16 protein-coding genes are annotated in these 15,665 nt (G+C 69.5%); 10 read left to right on the forward strand and 6 right to left on the reverse strand.

The window, feature by feature from the left end; genetic code table 11:
* Positions 1 to 161: 161 nt before the first annotated feature.
* From NBY65_RS06175 to NBY65_RS06210, 8 genes are all read left to right on the forward strand, one after another.
* Positions 162 to 491: a YdhR family protein gene (locus NBY65_RS06175; RefSeq protein WP_162530333.1), complete on the forward strand. Its 330-nt coding sequence runs from the start codon at positions 162 to 164 to the stop codon at positions 489 to 491.
* A 375-nt stretch (positions 492 to 866) separates the two neighbouring features.
* Positions 867 to 2,525 carry a rhodanese-like domain-containing protein gene (locus NBY65_RS06180; RefSeq protein ID WP_150038248.1) on the forward strand — a complete coding sequence of 553 codons (1,659 nt, stop codon included), beginning with the start codon at positions 867 to 869 and terminating at the stop codon, positions 2,523 to 2,525.
* Positions 2,526 to 2,625: 100 nt separating this feature from the next.
* A complete protein-coding gene (locus NBY65_RS06185; protein WP_150038246.1) occupies positions 2,626 to 3,972 on the forward strand; it encodes an LLM class flavin-dependent oxidoreductase in 1,347 nt (448 codons plus the stop codon).
* 166 nt (positions 3,973 to 4,138) lie between these two features.
* The gene (locus NBY65_RS06190) at positions 4,139 to 5,005 is read left to right on the forward strand and encodes an ABC transporter permease subunit (RefSeq protein WP_150038244.1); all 867 of its coding nucleotides are present in this window, start codon (positions 4,139 to 4,141) and stop codon (positions 5,003 to 5,005) included.
* A complete protein-coding gene (locus tag NBY65_RS06195) occupies positions 5,002 to 5,730 on the forward strand; it encodes an ABC transporter ATP-binding protein (protein WP_150038242.1) in 729 nt (242 codons plus the stop codon). The genes NBY65_RS06190 and NBY65_RS06195 overlap by 4 nt, the downstream gene beginning before the upstream one ends.
* A 28-nt stretch (positions 5,731 to 5,758) precedes the next feature.
* Complete coding sequence (locus tag NBY65_RS06200) at positions 5,759 to 6,736, forward strand: NrtA/SsuA/CpmA family ABC transporter substrate-binding protein (RefSeq protein WP_150038240.1); 978 nt, start codon at positions 5,759 to 5,761, stop codon at positions 6,734 to 6,736.
* Between the two features lie 28 nt (positions 6,737 to 6,764).
* The gene (locus NBY65_RS06205) at positions 6,765 to 7,148 is read left to right on the forward strand and encodes a hypothetical protein (RefSeq protein WP_150038237.1); all 384 of its coding nucleotides are present in this window, start codon (positions 6,765 to 6,767) and stop codon (positions 7,146 to 7,148) included.
* Complete coding sequence (locus NBY65_RS06210; protein ID WP_150038235.1) at positions 7,145 to 8,047, forward strand: epoxyqueuosine reductase; 903 nt, start codon at positions 7,145 to 7,147, stop codon at positions 8,045 to 8,047. Before NBY65_RS06205 ends, NBY65_RS06210 begins: the two co-directional genes overlap by 4 nt.
* 28 nt (positions 8,048 to 8,075) lie before the next feature.
* On the opposite strand, the gene NBY65_RS06215 is transcribed toward NBY65_RS06210, so the two are convergent.
* From NBY65_RS06215 to NBY65_RS06230, 4 genes are read right to left on the reverse strand one after another with little or no spacing between them, the layout of a single operon-like run.
* Positions 8,076 to 8,939, reverse strand: coding sequence for an ABC transporter ATP-binding protein (locus tag NBY65_RS06215; RefSeq protein ID WP_150038233.1), 864 nt, complete (start codon positions 8,937 to 8,939; stop codon positions 8,076 to 8,078).
* Positions 8,872 to 9,945: an ABC transporter substrate-binding protein gene (locus NBY65_RS06220; protein ID WP_150038232.1), complete on the reverse strand. Its 1,074-nt coding sequence runs from the start codon at positions 9,943 to 9,945 to the stop codon at positions 8,872 to 8,874. The genes NBY65_RS06215 and NBY65_RS06220 overlap by 68 nt, the downstream gene beginning before the upstream one ends.
* Positions 9,946 to 9,974: 29 nt before the next feature.
* Positions 9,975 to 10,808, reverse strand: coding sequence for an ABC transporter permease (locus NBY65_RS06225; protein ID WP_150038230.1), 834 nt, complete (start codon positions 10,806 to 10,808; stop codon positions 9,975 to 9,977).
* On the reverse strand, positions 10,805 to 11,923 hold the full coding sequence (locus NBY65_RS06230; protein ID WP_150038228.1) for an ABC transporter substrate-binding protein: 1,119 nt from the start codon (positions 11,921 to 11,923) through the stop codon (positions 10,805 to 10,807). The genes NBY65_RS06225 and NBY65_RS06230 overlap by 4 nt, the downstream gene beginning before the upstream one ends.
* 116 nt (positions 11,924 to 12,039) lie before the next feature.
* On the opposite strand from NBY65_RS06230, the gene NBY65_RS06235 reads away from it, so the two are divergent.
* Entirely contained in the window at positions 12,040 to 12,987 is a 948-nt protein-coding gene (locus NBY65_RS06235; RefSeq protein ID WP_150038226.1) for an amidohydrolase family protein, read from the forward strand.
* Positions 12,988 to 13,051: 64 nt separating this feature from the next.
* Positions 13,052 to 14,068 (forward strand): methyltransferase, encoded by a 1,017-nt coding sequence (locus NBY65_RS06240; protein ID WP_150038224.1) that lies wholly within the window; start codon positions 13,052 to 13,054, stop codon positions 14,066 to 14,068.
* A gap of 34 nt (positions 14,069 to 14,102) precedes the next feature.
* Here NBY65_RS06240 and NBY65_RS06245 read toward each other — a convergent pair whose 3' ends face one another.
* Entirely contained in the window at positions 14,103 to 14,840 is a 738-nt protein-coding gene (locus NBY65_RS06245) for an ABC transporter ATP-binding protein (RefSeq protein WP_150038222.1), read from the reverse strand.
* On the reverse strand, positions 14,837 to 15,664 hold the full coding sequence (locus NBY65_RS06250) for an ABC transporter ATP-binding protein (protein ID WP_150038220.1): 828 nt from the start codon (positions 15,662 to 15,664) through the stop codon (positions 14,837 to 14,839). The genes NBY65_RS06245 and NBY65_RS06250 overlap by 4 nt, the downstream gene beginning before the upstream one ends.
* Between the last annotated feature and the right edge of the window lies 1 nt (position 15,665).

Raw genomic sequence — 15,665 nt, forward strand, 5'->3', positions numbered from 1 at the left:
GAAAGAGGACGCATGCCGCGGCACGATGACGACGATCCGGTGCGGCCCGACCACGAAAACGCGTAACTGCAAAAATTTGACGTGAATATATATTTAAACGCCCAATGTGCGTGTTTATATTGCCGGGGCTCGCACTGAGCATCTCAACGAAGGAGCCCCACATGTCTGTCCTGTTGCAGGTCAACTTCACGCCGGGCCCGTCCCAGGTCGCGCAGACCGAGGACGACAAGCTCGAATCCGCCCGCCGGATCGCCGAACTTCCCGGGCTTTCCTGGAAAATCTGGATCCACGACGAGGAGAACACCACGCGTGGTGGCATCTACCTGTTCGATGATCTCGCCCACGCCCGTGACTGGGGCGAGGAGCAGTTGCGCTCGCGCCTGACCGAAGCCGGCGCAAGCGACATCTCCATCCGCTATTTCACCATCAGCGAGGCCCCCAGCCGCATCACCCGTGCGCCCCTCGAGGCCCACGAAGCCGCCGACGCCTGACCGGTGCGATGGGACGCTGTGCCTGAGGCCGCAGCGTCCCCATCGGCTTCCGGAAGGGCCGGCACCGCCTGCCGGGCGGCAAGGCCAACCACTGCGATAAATCGTTCTTTCTTTAATTTGACATTCTCGATCGCATAAATAGACTTCTCCCCGGCAAAGAACCAGGGGGCCCTGCACCGTCTGCGGCGCGGCGGCAGGAGAGACGCACATGACCGCCGAACGGCGACGACATCTCATTGCCAGCGTGCTGGCGACCGGCGCCATGCCGGCGCGGCCTGCTCCGCAGCGTCCGTGCCGGCACGACGCCGCGCGGGCATCCCGGTCCGCCCCCCAGGCAGATCCTCGCCGCCGCTGGCTGACACAAAGGACCCATCGATGACGCTGATCACCCAACCGCTGGCCACGGACAGCGCGGCGCAGTCGCCCGCTGTCCTGCCTGCGACCATCACGCCCGAGGAGTTGCGCCGGATCGCATTGAGCGGCGCCGAAATCGCCGTGGTGGATGTGCGCGAGGGCGATGCCTACATCAATGGCGGGCACATCTCGATCGCCGTCGAGTTGCCGCTGAGCGAGCTGGAGTTGAAGGCGCTGGCGCTGCTGCCGCGGCGCGGCATCACACTGGCGGTAACCGACGATGACGGCGAGAGCCTCGCCCCCCTGGCGGCACGGCGGCTTGCCGCCATCGGCTATACCGACGTGCGGGTGCTGGCCGGCGGGCTCGCCGGCTGGGTGGCGGCGGGTTTTCGCCTGATTACCGGCCAGCATGCGCTGAGCAAGGCGCTCGGCGAGGTGATCGAGCGTCGCGACCACACGCCGCGCATCACCGCCGAAGAGCTGCGCGACCGCTTCGCCGCAGGCGAAGAGTTCGTGGTGTTCGACACCCGCCCGCTCGACGAGTTCCATTTCATCTCGCTGCCGGAGGGCATTGCCGCCCCTGGCGCGGAATTGCTGCATCGCGTGTTCGATGCGGTGCCTTCGTCACAGACGCCGATCGTGGTCAACTGCGCCGGCCGGACGCGCGCGATCATCGGCGCCCAGGCGCTGATCAATGCCGGACTGCCCAACCCGGTGGTCTCGCTGGAGAACGGCACCGCCGCCTGGCAGCTCGCCGGTCTAGCCCCGGTGCATGGCGCCACGCGCGAAGCCGCCCGGCCGTCCGCGACAGGGCTGACAAAGGCGAAGGAGGCGCAACACCGCCTCGCGCAACGCTTCGGCATCGTGCCGCTCTCGCCAGAGCAGCTCACGGCCTTTCGCAACGCGGCTGATGCGCGAACACTCTATCTCTACGACATCCGCACCGCGGGGGAGTTCGCCGCGGGCCACCTGCCCGGCAGCCGCCATGCCGCCGGCGGCCAACTGGTGCAGAATACCGATCGCTTCATCGGCACGCGACAGGGACGCATCGTGCTGATCGACGATGCCGACCTGGTGCGCGCCACCATCACCGCTTCCTGGCTGCTGCAACTCGGCCTTGCCGACGTCCACGTCTATCCCGCCTCTCCCGGGGAACTGAATGAAACCGGGCCGGTCGACGACCCGCTGCCACCCTTGCCGGCGCCGGCGGCAACGATCGCGCCGCAGGCACTCTCCCGCCTGCTTGCCGGCAACCACGCCGTGGTGATCGACCTCGATCCGGCGGAACCCTATCACCGGATCCGCCGCCATATCCCCGGCGCACGCGTCGGCCGGCGCGGCACGCTCGCGGCCCGTCTCGCCAGCCTGCCGGATACGATACCCGTCGTGCTGACCTCGAAGGATGGCCGGCTCGCGGCGCTGGCGGCGGCCGATCTGCACGGGGCCACATCGCGCGAGCTGCTGGTGCTGGAAGGCGGCACCGACGGCTGGATCGACGCCGGCCTCGGCTTCGAGACCGGCGTCGACCAGCTTCCGCTCGATCCTTCCGAGGCCTTGCCGCAACCGCTGACGCTGGACCAGCGGCGGGCCTATTTCGACAGCTACGTTGCCTGGGGCCATGTGATCGGCGAGGAACTCGCACAGGACGGGCTGGTGCAGTTCCCCCGGTTTTCTCCCTGATCAGGCTGTCTCATGGAATGCCGGCATCGCCGTCCCGCGTGCGGGCCGGCGATCGGCGGCACCACCATTCGCAGGGCGTGCATAGCAAGAGGGAACCGGCATGACCGACACGCGTCGCCAGCTTACGCTCAACCTGTTCATCTATCCGGGCGGGCATCACGAGGCCGCCTGGCGCTACCTCGCCGCCGAGCCCGAGCGCGCGCTCGACATCACCTACTACCAGGACCTCGCGCGCAAGGCGGAAGCGGCGAAGCTCGACGCCGTGTTCTTCGCCGACGGCCCGGCCCTGCCCGACAAGATCCGCTTCGGACCGCGCGTGCGGCCGGAACCGATCACCTGGCTCACCGCCATCGCCGTCGCCACCAGCCGCATCGGGCTGATCGGCACGGCGTCCACCAGCTACTACGAGCCCTACAACCTGGTCCGCCTGTTCGCCTCGCTGGACCACATCTCGGGCGGGCGCGCGGGGTGGAACATCGTCACCACCTCGGCGGAGAACGCCGCCTTCAATTTCGGCCAGCCGGCACAGCAGCCGCATGCCGAACGCTACCAGCGCGCCGCCGAGTTCGTCGACGTCGTCAGCAAGCTCTGGGATTCCTGGGAAGACGACGCGCTGGTGATCGACAAGGCGGCAGGCATCTATGCCGACGAGACGCGCATCCACGACATCGAGCACATCGGCCCGCATTTCCGCGTCAAGGGCGCGCTGACGGTGCCGCGCTCGCCGCAGGGGCGGCCGGTCTATGTGCAGGCAGGCTCCTCGCCCGCCGGCCGCTCCTTCGCCGCGCGCTATGCGGAGGCGATCTTCACCGCCCATCAGACCATCGACAGCGCCCGCGCCTTCTACGCCGACGTGAAGGCGCAGGCCGCGGCGCTCGGCCGTGATCCCGACCATATCCGCATCCTGCCCGGCATCAGCCCGTTCATCGCCAGCACCGAGGCGGAAGCCCGCCAGTTGCAGCAGGAGATCGACGACCTGATCCAGCCGGCCTACTCGATCAGCCAACTGCGCGACTTCACCGGCATCGACCTGACCGGCTACGACCTCGACGCCCCGTTCCCGCAACACCTGATCGACCAGCACACCACGCGCGGCCACACCAGCCGTACGCAGTTGATCTTCGACCTGGTGCGCAGCGAGGGGCTGACCATCCGCCAGCTCATCCGGCGCCTCGCCGGGGCGCGCGGGCACTATGTGGTGGCCGGCACGCCGGAGCAGATCGCCGACATCATCGAGGCCTGGGGCACCAGCGGCGCCGCCGACGGCTTCAACGTGATGCCGCCCTGGCTGACCGGCGGGTTCGATCGCTTCGCCGAGCACGTGGTGCCGATCCTGCGCCAGCGCGGCCTGTTCCGCGAGGACTACACCAGCACCACGCTGCGCGGCCATTTCGGCCTGCCGCGCCCGGACAGCCAGTTCGCCACGGCGTTGCGCAAGAGCGCCTGACCAGACCGCAGCCTCCGGCTGCGCGCCAGCGTGCCACGGCACGCTGGCGTCGGGCAGGCGCCCATGCGACATACAAACAGCGATTTAAATACGTTGTTCATAGTTGACGACGCAGATATCATCCATTTAAAATATGTATAACTGTTAATTCACGACGAGATGCACCATGTCGGCGAGCGTCCCTGCCGGTCCTCTCCGACCCACCTCACCACCGGGATTGACCGACGCGGCAGCCGCGGTGGCACGGCCGCGCCGGAACGTGGCGGGGGTGGTGAGCCAGCTCGCCGGCTGGGCCGTGCCGGTGCTGCTGCTGGTCCTGTGGGAAGCCGCCGCCCGCGCCGGACTGCTCTCGCCCCAGGTACTGCCGGCGCCAAGCCGCGTCGCGATCACCGCGGCGAAGCTGCTGGAAACCGGCCAACTGGTCCATGACCTTGGCATCAGCCTCGCCCGTGCCGCCGCGGGATTTGCCATCGGCGGCAGCATCGGCTTCCTGCTCGGCGCCGCGGTCGGGCTGTCGCGGCTCGCCGAATTGCTGTTCGACCGCAGCATCCAGATGGTGCGCGCCATTCCCTTCCTGGCGCTGCTGCCGCTGGTGATCGTCTGGTTCGGCGTCGGCGAGGGCGCCAAGATCTTCCTGGTCTCGCTCGGCGTGATGTTCCCGCTCTACATCACCACCGTGCTCGGCATCCGCCAGGTCGACCCCAAACTGGTGGAACTCGGCCGGGTCCGTGGCCTCGGCAGCCTCGGCCGCATTCGCTGGATCGTGCTGCCTGGCGCGCTTCCCTCCATCCTCGCCGGCGTACGCTATGCGCTGGCGACCGCGTGGCTTGCCCTGGTGGTCGGCGAGACCATCGGCGCGGATGCCGGCATCGGCTTCATGGCGATGGATGCGCGCGAATTCCTGCGCACCGACGTGATCGTGCTGGCGATCCTGATCTATGCCGGCATCGGCGTGCTGGCGGACGCCATCGCCCGGATGTTGGAACGGCGGCTGCTGGCCTGGCATCCCAACTACGCCGGGGATGATCCATGACCGCCGCGCCACCGGCGGAAGCCCACGCCGTCGAGGTCACCGCCCTGCGCCGCGCCTGGGGCGGGCGGGTGGTGATCGACGGACTCGACCTGTCCATCCGCCGCGGCGAGTTCGTCGCGCTACTGGGCGAAAGCGGTTGCGGCAAGACGACGCTGCTGCGCGCGATCGCCGGACTCGATCCGGTCGCGAACGGCCGCATCGCCCTGGACACCGGCGCGCGCCCGGCCGTGGTGTTCCAGGAGCCGCGCCTGCTGCCCTGGGCGTCGCTGTGGCGCAACGTCGCCCTCGGGCTCGACCGGCCGGACGCCCGCGCCCGCGCGCAGGCGGCGCTGGCCGAGGTGGGCCTGGGCGACCGCCTGGATGACTGGCCGCGCCGGCTCTCGGGCGGCCAGGCGCAACGGGTGGCCCTGGCCCGCGCGCTGGTGCAGCAGCCGACGCTGATGCTGCTGGACGAACCCTTCGCGGCCCTCGACGCCCTCACCCGCATCCGCATGCACGCGCTGGTGCGCGAGCTGGTGGCACGCCACCGCCCCGGCGTGTTGCTGGTGACGCATGACGTCGACGAGGCGCTGGCGCTCGCCGACCGCGCGCTGGTGATGCGCAACGGACGCATCGCCGCCGGGCACGCGATCACCCGCGCCACGGCGGCCCTGCCTCCCCTGCGCGCCACCCTGCTGGCCGAACTCGGCGTCGGCGCACGCGCAGACAGCTCCGCCGAAACCTGACGCCATGCGGTCTGCCAGGAGGTCCCCGATGCCGCACCGATTGCTGCCCCGCCGCACGCTGCTGGCCAGCCCCTTGCTGGGCGCCGCCCTGGCGCTGCCGGGCCGCGACGCCAGCGGCCGCACCACGGATGTCGTGCGGCTCACCTGGGGACTCGGCAACATCACCCTGATCGCCAAGGTCCGCGGCGAGCTGGAAAGGACGCTGGCTGCCCAGGGGATCCGGGTGGAATGGGTCGGCCCGTTCCCCAACCACGCGCCAACGCTGCAGGCCGTCACCGGCAACAGCGCCGATTTCAGCTTCGGCGGCAGCACCACGCCGGCCCTCGCCACCATCATCGCGGGGGCCCCACTCGTGTTCGCCCAGTTCTTCGTCTACGAGCCGCGCACCACCGCGATCATCGCGCGCGACGGTTCGGGCATCGACCGCATCGAGGATCTGGCGGGCCGCTCGGTCGCGGTCAACCGCTCCGGGCTTGGCGAGTTCCTGCTGGTGGCGGCGCTGGAAAAGCATCGTGTCGACCGCAGCCGCGTGCGCTTCGTCTATCTCAACCCGCCGGAGGCGGGACCGGCCTTCGGTTCCGGCAAGGTCGACGCGTGGTCGATGTGGAGCCCGGTGGTGGACGTGGCGCGCATCGACTACAAGGCACATGACCTGTTCATCGAGGGACGTGACCTCGACTTCCAGATCGACTTCACCTCCTTCGTCACCCGTCGCCGTTTCGCCGAGGAAAATCCCGACCTGGTGCGCGCGGTGAATGCGGCGCTTGCCGCCGAAGGCGCCTGGGCCAACGAAAACATCATCGAGGCGGAGAAGATCAGCCAGGCGCAGGCAAAATACAGCGACGCCATCCGTGACGCCTTCATCGCCAAGCGCCGGCACTACCGCTTCATTCCGGTCACCAACGCGGACTTCATCGCCGGGCTGCAACGTGCAGCGGACTGGCTGACCGCGCGCCGCGTGCTGCCCGACAAGGTGGTGGTCGCCGATCACCTGGCGCGGCTGTGACCGCCCCGTCCGCGCAAGGAACCCTGACATGACCGACATCCCGATCCTGCTCGACCGTGCCTCGGTGACCGAGGCGATCGCCGACTACCTGCTGCAGGTGAACTACCGCGGCTATCGCCCCGATCCGCGCAAGGTGCTGGCGGTGCGCCGCTCCGACCGGACCGCCTGGCTGCGCAACGCCGCCACCCCGGTGCGCTGGGAGGTCTACTACTTCATCGAAGGCGAGTTGTTCCCTGAGCGCGGTGCCACGCGGCTTGCCGAGGGTGAAACCCCGCGCGCCCATGCCGAACGCCTGGTGGCCGGGATCTGGGACGAGCTCTGGGTGTGGAACGCCTACGATTTCACGCCCACCAGCGGCGGGCTGCAGGGCGAACCGGGCTTCCCGCCGCAGCGCGCGGAGGCCGTGCGATGAGCCGCCATGGCACCGAGGCCGGCAGCACCGGCGATGACGGGCGCACCGGCTTTCTCTCGCTGCGCTTCGGCCGTCGCGGCACCGACCCCGACACGCTCACCGCCTTCCTCACCGAGTTGGTAGCGACCGATCCGCGCAACGTGCTGCCCGAAGGCGACAACGTTCCGATCTGGGACGCCCCGGTGGTCGGCATCGCCGCGGCCGACGACGCGCTGTTCGCGAAGCTCAAGGAACCGGGCGTGGTCGGACCGATCCACGAGAACCCGGAGTACTGGCTGCCCGGCGCCCGCGCGGTGGTCAGCTTCTTCCTGCCTTTCTCGCACGCGGTGAAGCGCAGCTACGACCGGCATTCCCACCTGCCGTCGCTGGAATGGGTATCGGGCCGCCTCAACGGCGAGGTGTTCGTCAACCTGGCGCGGCGGGCGCTCGCCGCCTATCTGCGCGCCGAGGGCGGCAGGGCCGTGGTGCCGAACCTGCAGGCGCATTACCGGGCGGTCAATCACATCCCGATGTGGTCGGAACGGCACGTTGCCTTCATCGCCGGCGTCGGCACGTTCGGCCTGCATGCCGGCCTGCTGACCGCCAAGGGTGCGGCCGGGCGCATCGGCAGCGTGGTGACCGATCTGCCGTTGGTGCCAACGCCACGCGCGTACAGCGAAGTCTACGAGTATTGCCCGTGGTTCACCGATCGCAGTTGCGGTGCCTGCATCGCCCGCTGCCCGGTAGGGGCGGTGCACGAAACCGGCAAGGACCATGCGATCTGCCTGACCAACGGGCGCGACCACATCCGCCCGGCCTATGCCGAGTGGGGCTACCATTCCTGCGGCCATTGCCAGAACAACCTGCCCTGCAGCAACGGCATCCCGCCCGGCGCCCGCCGCGCCGCCACCCCGGCCTAGGCCGGGGTGGCGGAGAAAATGACCGTCTTCAGTGCAATCCCGCCCCCGGCAGCGCGCCACCTTCCCCCATCGCCCGCAACACCTGCCGCCGCAACGTGCCGAACGCCTCACCGGTGCGGTCGCGCGGACGCGGCAGCGGCACTTCGATGCGCGCGCCGATCTGCCCCGGTGTCGACTGCATCACCACGACCGTATCACTGAGATACAGCGCTTCCTCGACATCATGCGTCACCAGCAGCGTGGTCACGCCCCGTGCCTGCCACAGTCGCAGCAGTTCCTCCTGCAGCCGCAGGCGGGTGATCGCATCCAGCGCGCCGAACGGCTCGTCGAGCAGCAGGATGCGCGGGGCCCGCACCAGGGCCCGCGCGATCGCGCCGCGTTGCGCCATCCCGCCCGACAACTGGTGCGGGAAGGCGTCGGCGAAGTCCTGAAGCCCCACCAGGTGCAACACCTCGCTGACCCGGCCCTGGCGCGCCGCCGCCGGCACGCCGAGCCCCTCCAGCGCCAGCGAGACGTTTCCTGCCAGCGTCAGCCATGGCAACAGGCGATGATCCTGGAAAGCGATGGAGCGATCCCGATGGATGCCGCGCACCACCGTTCCGTCCACCAGGATCTCGCCGCGGTCGCACGGCTCCAGGCCGACGACCAGCCGCAGCAGCGTCGATTTTCCGCAGCCGCTGGGCCCGACGATGCTGACGAAGCCGCCACCGTTCACCTCCAGGCTGACATCCTCCAGCACCGCGAGACGGCGCCCTTCGACGTCGTAGCGCTTCCCCACATGGCGCAGCGCGAGGCGGCCGTTGCCGCTGCCGGTCGCCACCGCCTCAGGCCGTTGCCAGGGCTTCGGCCAGGAACCGGTCGTCGGCCCACCCGGCAATGTCGAAATCGCCATGGACATAGCCGTGCGTGCGCAGGAACTGCTTCTGGATGCCGATCGCGGCGAGGTTCCGTGGCGACAGGTCCGGCACGAAATCGGTGTGGGCAATCGCCGCCGCCGTGCCGGCCGCATCGGGCAGGTAGGTGACGCGGGCCAGAATCTCAGCCGCCGCGCTGCGATTGGCGTTGATCCACCGCCCCGCCCGCACCGCCGCACGCAGGAACGCCACGACGATGTCAGGTGCCTCGGCGGCCAGTTCCGCGCTGACGGTCAGGGCGTACGGGCTGTTGGCGATCTGCAGCGTCCAGTCGGGATGGCGGGCCAGGTCCTCGATCACCCGCACGCGTCCCGTGCGCTCCAGCAAGGTGGAGCGGCCATGCGCGGCAAACACCGCGTCCACCTCGCCGGCGAACAAGGCACCGACTTCCACGTTCTGCGCCAGCGCATCACGATCATGGCGCCCCCACAATTCGGAAGGCCGGCGGGCCGGCGCGGGGGCGACGTCGTCGGGCCAGGCGATGTCGCGGATCTCCACCTGCGAGCGGGTCAACCCCGACACTGCCAGCGCCAGCTCAATGCCCCGCTCGGCGGTGGCGCGCCACCAGTCCACCTTCCGTTCGTTCAGGCTGCGGGGCAGGCCGATGCGCCGCCCGGCGAGATCGGCGACCCGGCGGATGTCGCTGTCGGTGCGCACCAGGATCTGGCCGCCATCATGCGCGGCGGTGAGCGCCAGCAGCTTCGTCCGCGCCTGGTCGGCATGCGCCCAGATCGAGGGAACGTTGCCGCCGTCACGGAACAGCGCCGGGTGGCGGTGGCTGAAATGCGGCAGCCAGCCCGCGCCGTCGGCCAGCGAACGCAGATAGGACAGCTTTGCGCCGACGCGCTTCAGCTCGTCTTCCAGCCAGCCCAGTTCGGCGGCCACGTTCGAGGCCACGTAGACCGGGCAGATGGTGTAGTACGCCTCGCGCGGGGCGGAAGACCGGTCGATCGCTGCATCCCGGTCGAGCACGATGTCGCTCATGGAAGGATTCGCTCCGATGCTGGAAAGGATCACTGTCCCGGAAAGCCCTGCTGCCACCGCAGCAGCCGGCGCTCGAGCAGGCGCAACAGACGGTCGATGGTGAATCCGACGAGGCCGATCACCACCATGCAGACCAGCAACTGGTCGGTCATCAGCAGCGCCTGGGCCCGGAAGATCAGGTAGCCGATGCCCTGCATGCCGCTCAGTCCCTCGGCGACCACGATCAGCGCCCAGGCGAGGCTCGCGCCGTAGCGGATGCCAACCAGGATGCTCGGCATCGCCGCCGGCAGGATCACGCGCCGCACCAGTTGCAGGCGGCTCAGCGTCAGCACCGCACCGAGATCGGCATACAGCTTCGGCACGCCCCGCACGCCCTGCAGCGTGTTGAGGAACACCGGGAAGAACACGACCTTGCTGATCACCACCACCTTGGCGAGCGGGCCGATTCCCACCCACAGCACGATCAGCGGCAGCCAGGCGATCGATGGAATCTGCCGCACGCTGTCCAGCGTCGGGCCAAGCAGGCGCTCCACCGGTCGCGACAGGCCGCAGGCCAGGCCGACCAGCAGGCCGAGCCCACCGCCCCAGGCAAATCCCTGCAGCACGATCGACAGGCTGATCACCAGGTCGTCGAGGAAATTCTGATGCAGCAGCATCTCGACCAGAGCGAGAGCGGTGCGCTCCGGCGTCGGCAGGAACACCGCCGAAACCCAGCCCAGATGTGACGCCAGTTCCCAGGCGAGGAAGATCAGCAGTGGCAGGGTGGCCCCCCCCGCGATGCGCAGCGGGGCACCGCTCCAACGCGGCGGGCGGCGACCTGTCGCCGCGACCGCCACCGGGACGGCATCGGCGGCAGCGCTCATTGATACACCGAATGGCTGCCGCCGCGGAAGAAGCGGCCATCGACGAAACCCTCGATCACGTCATCCGACAACGGGCGCCGACCGAGGATGTCGTCGCCCTGCGCGATGTACCAGGCCTGGAAGGCCTTGATCGCCCCACGCGCCGCATCGGCCGAGGGCTCGCCGTCGATGAACTCGAACGCCGAGGGATCGGTCAGTTCGAAGCGGGCCACCGCCACCGGCACACGCGTCTCGCGCGCGACGATCGCCGCCGCCGCGTCGGGATTTTGTGCCACCCAGGCAATGGTGCGCTCGCGCGCGCGCAGGAAGGCGACGATCGCCTCCGGATAGCGCTCGGCGAAGTCACGCATCGCGAAATAGGCGACACGCCCGGCGGCATTCACGTAGATGCCGTCCTCGGGGCTGCGGCCGATCACCTTGACCTGACCCGAGAGATACACCCCCGCGGCATCCGGCAGGGCGATATGGGTGGAGATGGCCTCGATCCGCCCGCTGAGCAGCGCGCTCGTGTTCGCGACCGTGCTGCTGATGTTGGTGAAGCGCACCGCGCCCCGGCGCTCGCCGATATCCAGCGGGACACCGGCGGCGCTCAGGATCTCGGTGGGAGAGGTCCAGCCGCAGCTGATCCGGTTGGCGCCGAGCGCCTGCCCCCGCAGGTCGGCGACCGTGCGCACGGGGGAGTCGGTCCGCGCCAGCACCGGCGTGCGATACGATGTCGACGGGCCTGACAGCCACACCACCCGGGCATCAATGCCGTTCGCCTTGTGAACCGCTGCCGGATACATCATGCGTTGCGCAAGCGCGAGCCCGCCCCGATCGAGCAGCGCCGCCTCGGTGCCGCCGAGTTGCGAGCTGCCGGGATCGACCAGGCGGATCGTGCGCGTGCCCAGCGGCGCATAGGCCTCGGCGAGGAATCCCCTGGCCTGGGCAATGACGGTCCAAAGGCTCAGTGGCAGGTTGATGGCCGGCAGGGTCGGTGCCGGCTGCTGGGCTTGCGCCGCCCCGGGGAACATCCCGAGCAGACCGCCCAGCAGCACAAGGACGCCACACACATGGCGTGGGCTGGCGCCAGGACAGGCAGGGAACGCGGCGGTGCGCGGTGAGCCGGCGCTCATGGACCCCCCAATCATCAACAATGTCAAAATGTTGATTGTTTTGTTCCACGAGTTTGGGATGTCTATCATCCGGAGTCAATCACGAATCGAACAAGTGCAATCACCGGACCCAGAGCATGGCCAGCCCCCTGCCCCCCCCCCTGATCGATTTTCACAGCCATCACCTGCCCGCCCGCTGGCCGGCGACCACGGCCCGCGGATTGCCGCCGGCGCAGGCGGCCCGCTGGGACCGCATCAATGCCCGCCTCGCCGATCCTGCGGCGCTGGTGGCCCATATCGACAGCGGTGATCTGGCGGCCCGGGTCGTCAACATCCCCGCTGCCCTGTTCGCCGCCGGTGACGTGGTACCGCTTGCGACCTGGCGCGCGCTCAACGACACCCTCGCCGAGCTGGTCGCCACCCGGCCAGGCCAGTTGATCGGGCTGGTCGCGGTGGATGCCTTCGCCGGCGAAGAAGCGGCGGCGGAGATCGAGCGCGGCGTGCGGCAACTGGGGTTGCGCGGCGTGTTCGTCGACAGCGCCCGCGGCGAGGCGCTGCTCGATGCGCCGGAGGCCCGCCCGGCGCTGCAGGCCGCCGCCACGCTCGGCGTGCCGGTATTCGTGCATCCCGTCAATCCGCAGCCGCTGACCCGGCAACTCGCGCGGTATCCCAATCTTGGCACGTTGCTGGCACGTGGCACGGTCAACGCGGCAACCCTGGTGGCGCTGATCGAAGGCGAGGTGTTCGACACGCTGCCGGCGCTGAAGGTGGTGGTCACCACACTGGCCATCGGCGGCGTGTTGCTTGCCCGCGGGTATCTCGGCCATGCCGCACGGCCCGACGCGCTCTCCCTGCTGCGGCGACACGTGCACATCGACACCATGGGCTTCGACCCGGCGCTGATCCGCATCGCCGTCGAGACACTCGGCATCGACAACGTGCTGGCCGGCAGCGACTGGCCGATCGTCAACGACGCGCCGATCCGCGACCGCGCCGCCGCCGCCTTCGCCGCCGCCGGCCTGGACGAGGCCGCCGCCGCGCAGGTCGCCGCCGGCAACGCACGACGCCTGCTTGCGATCGCATGACCGGGAGGCCCGGCGTGGATAAAGTCCGATCGGTCGCATCGAACAGCTTTCCGGGAGAACTCCCATGAGTCCTGCTGACCTGTCGGTTACGCCCGAGCGGATCCTGCAATTCACCTGGGGATTCGCGCCCCCGCTGGTGATCGAGGCCGCGGTCCGGCACCGGGTGTTCGACGTGCTGGCGCAGCATCCCGCGACCATCGACGAACTGGCGCAGGCGACCGGTGCGTCCCGCCGCGGCCTCATCGCCATTGCCAATGTCCTGGCCGGTCTCGGGCTGCTCGGCCGCGACACGGCCGGACGCTACGCGCTGACCCCCGAAAGCGCGGCCTTCCTGGTCAGCGGACAGCCGGGATATCTCGGCGGCATTTTCCACCATATGCGCTCACAGGTGCTGACAAGCTGGCTGCATCTGGCCGAGGTCGTGGGCAGCGGCCGGCCGGTGGCCGCGGTCAATTCCGTGAGCGATGGTGCCGCCTTCTTCGCCGAATTCGTGGAAGCCCTGTTTCCGATGAACTATCCGGCGGCCCGGGCGCTGGCCGCGGCGCTCGACCTCGGCCGGGCCGGCGGACCGGTTTCGGTGCTCGACCTGGCCACCGGGTCGGGGGTGTGGGGCCTGGCGCTGGCACAGGCCTCGCCGCATGTCACGGTGCGGGCCGTGGACTGGGCCGAGGTGCTGCCGGTGACGCGGACGGTGGCGGAGCGGCTCGGGCTGGCCGACCGGCTCACGACGGTCGCCGGGGACCTGCTGGAAGTGGATTTCGGCGGCGGGCATCAGGTGGCCACGCTCGGCCATATCCTGCACAGCGAGGGGGTCGAGCGCGCACAGGCGCTGCTGCGCCGCGTGCATGCGGCGCTGGCCCCGGGCGGCACGATCGCCGTCGCCGAGTTCCTGGTCGATGCCGACCGCCGCGGGCCGCTGCAGGGCCTGATCTTCGCCGTGAACATGGTGGTCAACACCGAGGCCGGCGGCACCTATTCCTTCGAGGAAATCGCCGGGTGGCTGACCGGCGCAGGCTTCGTCGATGTGCGTCCATTGCCGGTGCCCGGCCCATCGCCCCTGATCCTTGCAACACGGAGCTGACGCCACGCTGCACCATGGGAGACCTGCCGGGAGGTCAGGTCTCTTCCAGTTCCGTGCTCAGCGCCCGCAGCGCAGCGGTGTGCGGATGAGTGACGCGGCCGGCGCGCAGGTCCTCGACGGCAAGGCGCTCGACCATCTCGCCGTTCTGCATGACGCCGATCGCGCCGCAAAGATGCGCCACCACCGCAAGGTTGTGGCTGACCAGGATGTAGGTGAGGCCCCGGCTCCGCTGCAGGTCGGCGAGCAGGTTGAGCACCTCGGCCTGCACGGAGACATCGAGCGCACTGGTCGGCTCGTCCAGCAGCAGCACCTCCGGCCCGGCCATCAAAGCCCGGGCGATGGCGACGCGCTGGCGCTGGCCGCCGGAAAGCTGGTGCGGGTAACGGAAGCGCACCGCGGCAGGCAATGCCACATCGGAAAGCGCGCGCAGGATGCGGGATTCGGCATCACCCAACCCGTGCACCGCAAGCGGCTCGCTGAGGGTGCGGTCGACGGTATGGCGCGGGTGCAGCGAGCCGTACGGATCCTGGAACACCATCTGCACGCGGCGGAAGAACGCCTTGTCACGGCGTGGCGCAAGCGATGCGCCGTCGAGCCGCATCGTGCCGGTCCAGGCCGGGTTGAGCCCGGCCAGCGCCCGCAGCACGGTGGACTTGCCCGAGCCGCTCTCGCCGACGATGCCGAACGCCGCGCCGCGCGGCACGGTGAAGGACACGCCGCGCACCGCCTGCACGGCACCGAAGCGGACATGCAGGTCGCCAACCTCGATCATGCCAGCCAGGCCGGATCGCGCCGCAGCACCGGCAGGCGGGATTGCGGGCGGGTCAGCGTGGGCAGGCAGTCGAGCAGGCCACGCGTATAGGGATGGCTGGCATGGGTGAGCCCGGCGGCAGGCACTTCCTCGACGATGCGGCCGGCATACATCACCGCCACGCGGTCACAGAAATGCGCGACGAGGGGAAGATCATGACTGATCAGGATCAGGCCCATGCCCCGCTGCGACACCAGCTCGTCAAGCAGGCGCAGGATCTCGGCCTGCACCGTGGCATCGAGGGCGCTGGTGGGTTCGTCGGCAATCAGCAGGTCGGGACCGGGGGCAAGCGCCATGGCGATCATGACGCGCTGCCCCATGCCCCCCGAGAGTTCGTGTGGATAGGCAGCGGCGACGCGGATGGGATCGCGGATCCGCACCTGCCGCAGCAGGTCCAGTGCCGCCTCCTGCGCCTCCCGTCGTGAACCGCGACGATGCGCCCGCCAGGCCTCGGCGATCTGCGCGCCGGCGGTCATTACCGGGTTCAGGGAATATTTCGGATCCTGCAGGATCAGCCCTGCCCGACGGCCGCGGATGGCGCGCATCCCGGATTCGCGCGCGCGCAGGATATCCGTGCCGGCGAAGTGCAGCCGGTCGGCGGTGACCTGCGCGTTGGCCGGCAGCAGGCGGAGAATGGCGCGGGCGGTGAGCGACTTTCCCGAACCGCTTTCGCCGACGATGCCAAGTTTCTCGGCACCGAGTGACAACGACACGCCGCGCACCGCCGCTACGGGCCCCTGCAGGGTGGAGAAGGCAATCTGAAGATTGGCGATTTCGACCAGCATG

The organism is Rhodovastum atsumiense, from assembly GCF_937425535.1.
In the GTDB taxonomy this organism is placed as follows: Bacteria; Pseudomonadota; Alphaproteobacteria; order Acetobacterales; family Acetobacteraceae; genus Rhodovastum; species Rhodovastum atsumiense.

Excerpts from the sequence above, each read along its gene's own strand:
- NBY65_RS06225 (WP_150038230.1), bottom strand. The coding sequence starts at position 10,808 with ATGAGCGCTGCCGCCGATGCCGTCCCGGTGGCGGTCGCGGCGACAGGT.
- NBY65_RS06250 (WP_150038220.1), bottom strand. The coding sequence starts at position 15,664 with ATGCTGGTCGAAATCGCCAATCTTCAGATTGCCTTCTCCACCCTGCAG.
- NBY65_RS06245 (WP_150038222.1), bottom strand. The coding sequence starts at position 14,840 with ATGATCGAGGTTGGCGACCTGCATGTCCGCTTCGGTGCCGTGCAGGCG.
- NBY65_RS06220 (WP_150038232.1), bottom strand. The coding sequence starts at position 9,945 with ATGAGCGACATCGTGCTCGACCGGGATGCAGCGATCGACCGGTCTTCC.
- NBY65_RS06175 (WP_162530333.1), top strand. The coding sequence starts at position 162 with ATGTCTGTCCTGTTGCAGGTCAACTTCACGCCGGGCCCGTCCCAGGTC.
- NBY65_RS06210 (WP_150038235.1), top strand. The coding sequence starts at position 7,145 with ATGAGCCGCCATGGCACCGAGGCCGGCAGCACCGGCGATGACGGGCGC.
- NBY65_RS06180 (WP_150038248.1), top strand. The coding sequence starts at position 867 with ATGACGCTGATCACCCAACCGCTGGCCACGGACAGCGCGGCGCAGTCG.
- NBY65_RS06190 (WP_150038244.1), top strand. The coding sequence starts at position 4,139 with ATGTCGGCGAGCGTCCCTGCCGGTCCTCTCCGACCCACCTCACCACCG.
- NBY65_RS06195 (WP_150038242.1), top strand. The coding sequence starts at position 5,002 with ATGACCGCCGCGCCACCGGCGGAAGCCCACGCCGTCGAGGTCACCGCC.
- NBY65_RS06215 (WP_150038233.1), bottom strand. The coding sequence starts at position 8,939 with ATGGCGATTTCGACATTGCCGGGTGGGCCGACGACCGGTTCCTGGCCG.
- NBY65_RS06185 (WP_150038246.1), top strand. The coding sequence starts at position 2,626 with ATGACCGACACGCGTCGCCAGCTTACGCTCAACCTGTTCATCTATCCG.
- NBY65_RS06235 (WP_150038226.1), top strand. The coding sequence starts at position 12,040 with ATGGCCAGCCCCCTGCCCCCCCCCCTGATCGATTTTCACAGCCATCAC.
- NBY65_RS06200 (WP_150038240.1), top strand. The coding sequence starts at position 5,759 with ATGCCGCACCGATTGCTGCCCCGCCGCACGCTGCTGGCCAGCCCCTTG.
- NBY65_RS06240 (WP_150038224.1), top strand. The coding sequence starts at position 13,052 with ATGAGTCCTGCTGACCTGTCGGTTACGCCCGAGCGGATCCTGCAATTC.
- NBY65_RS06230 (WP_150038228.1), bottom strand. The coding sequence starts at position 11,923 with ATGAGCGCCGGCTCACCGCGCACCGCCGCGTTCCCTGCCTGTCCTGGC.
- NBY65_RS06205 (WP_150038237.1), top strand. The coding sequence starts at position 6,765 with ATGACCGACATCCCGATCCTGCTCGACCGTGCCTCGGTGACCGAGGCG.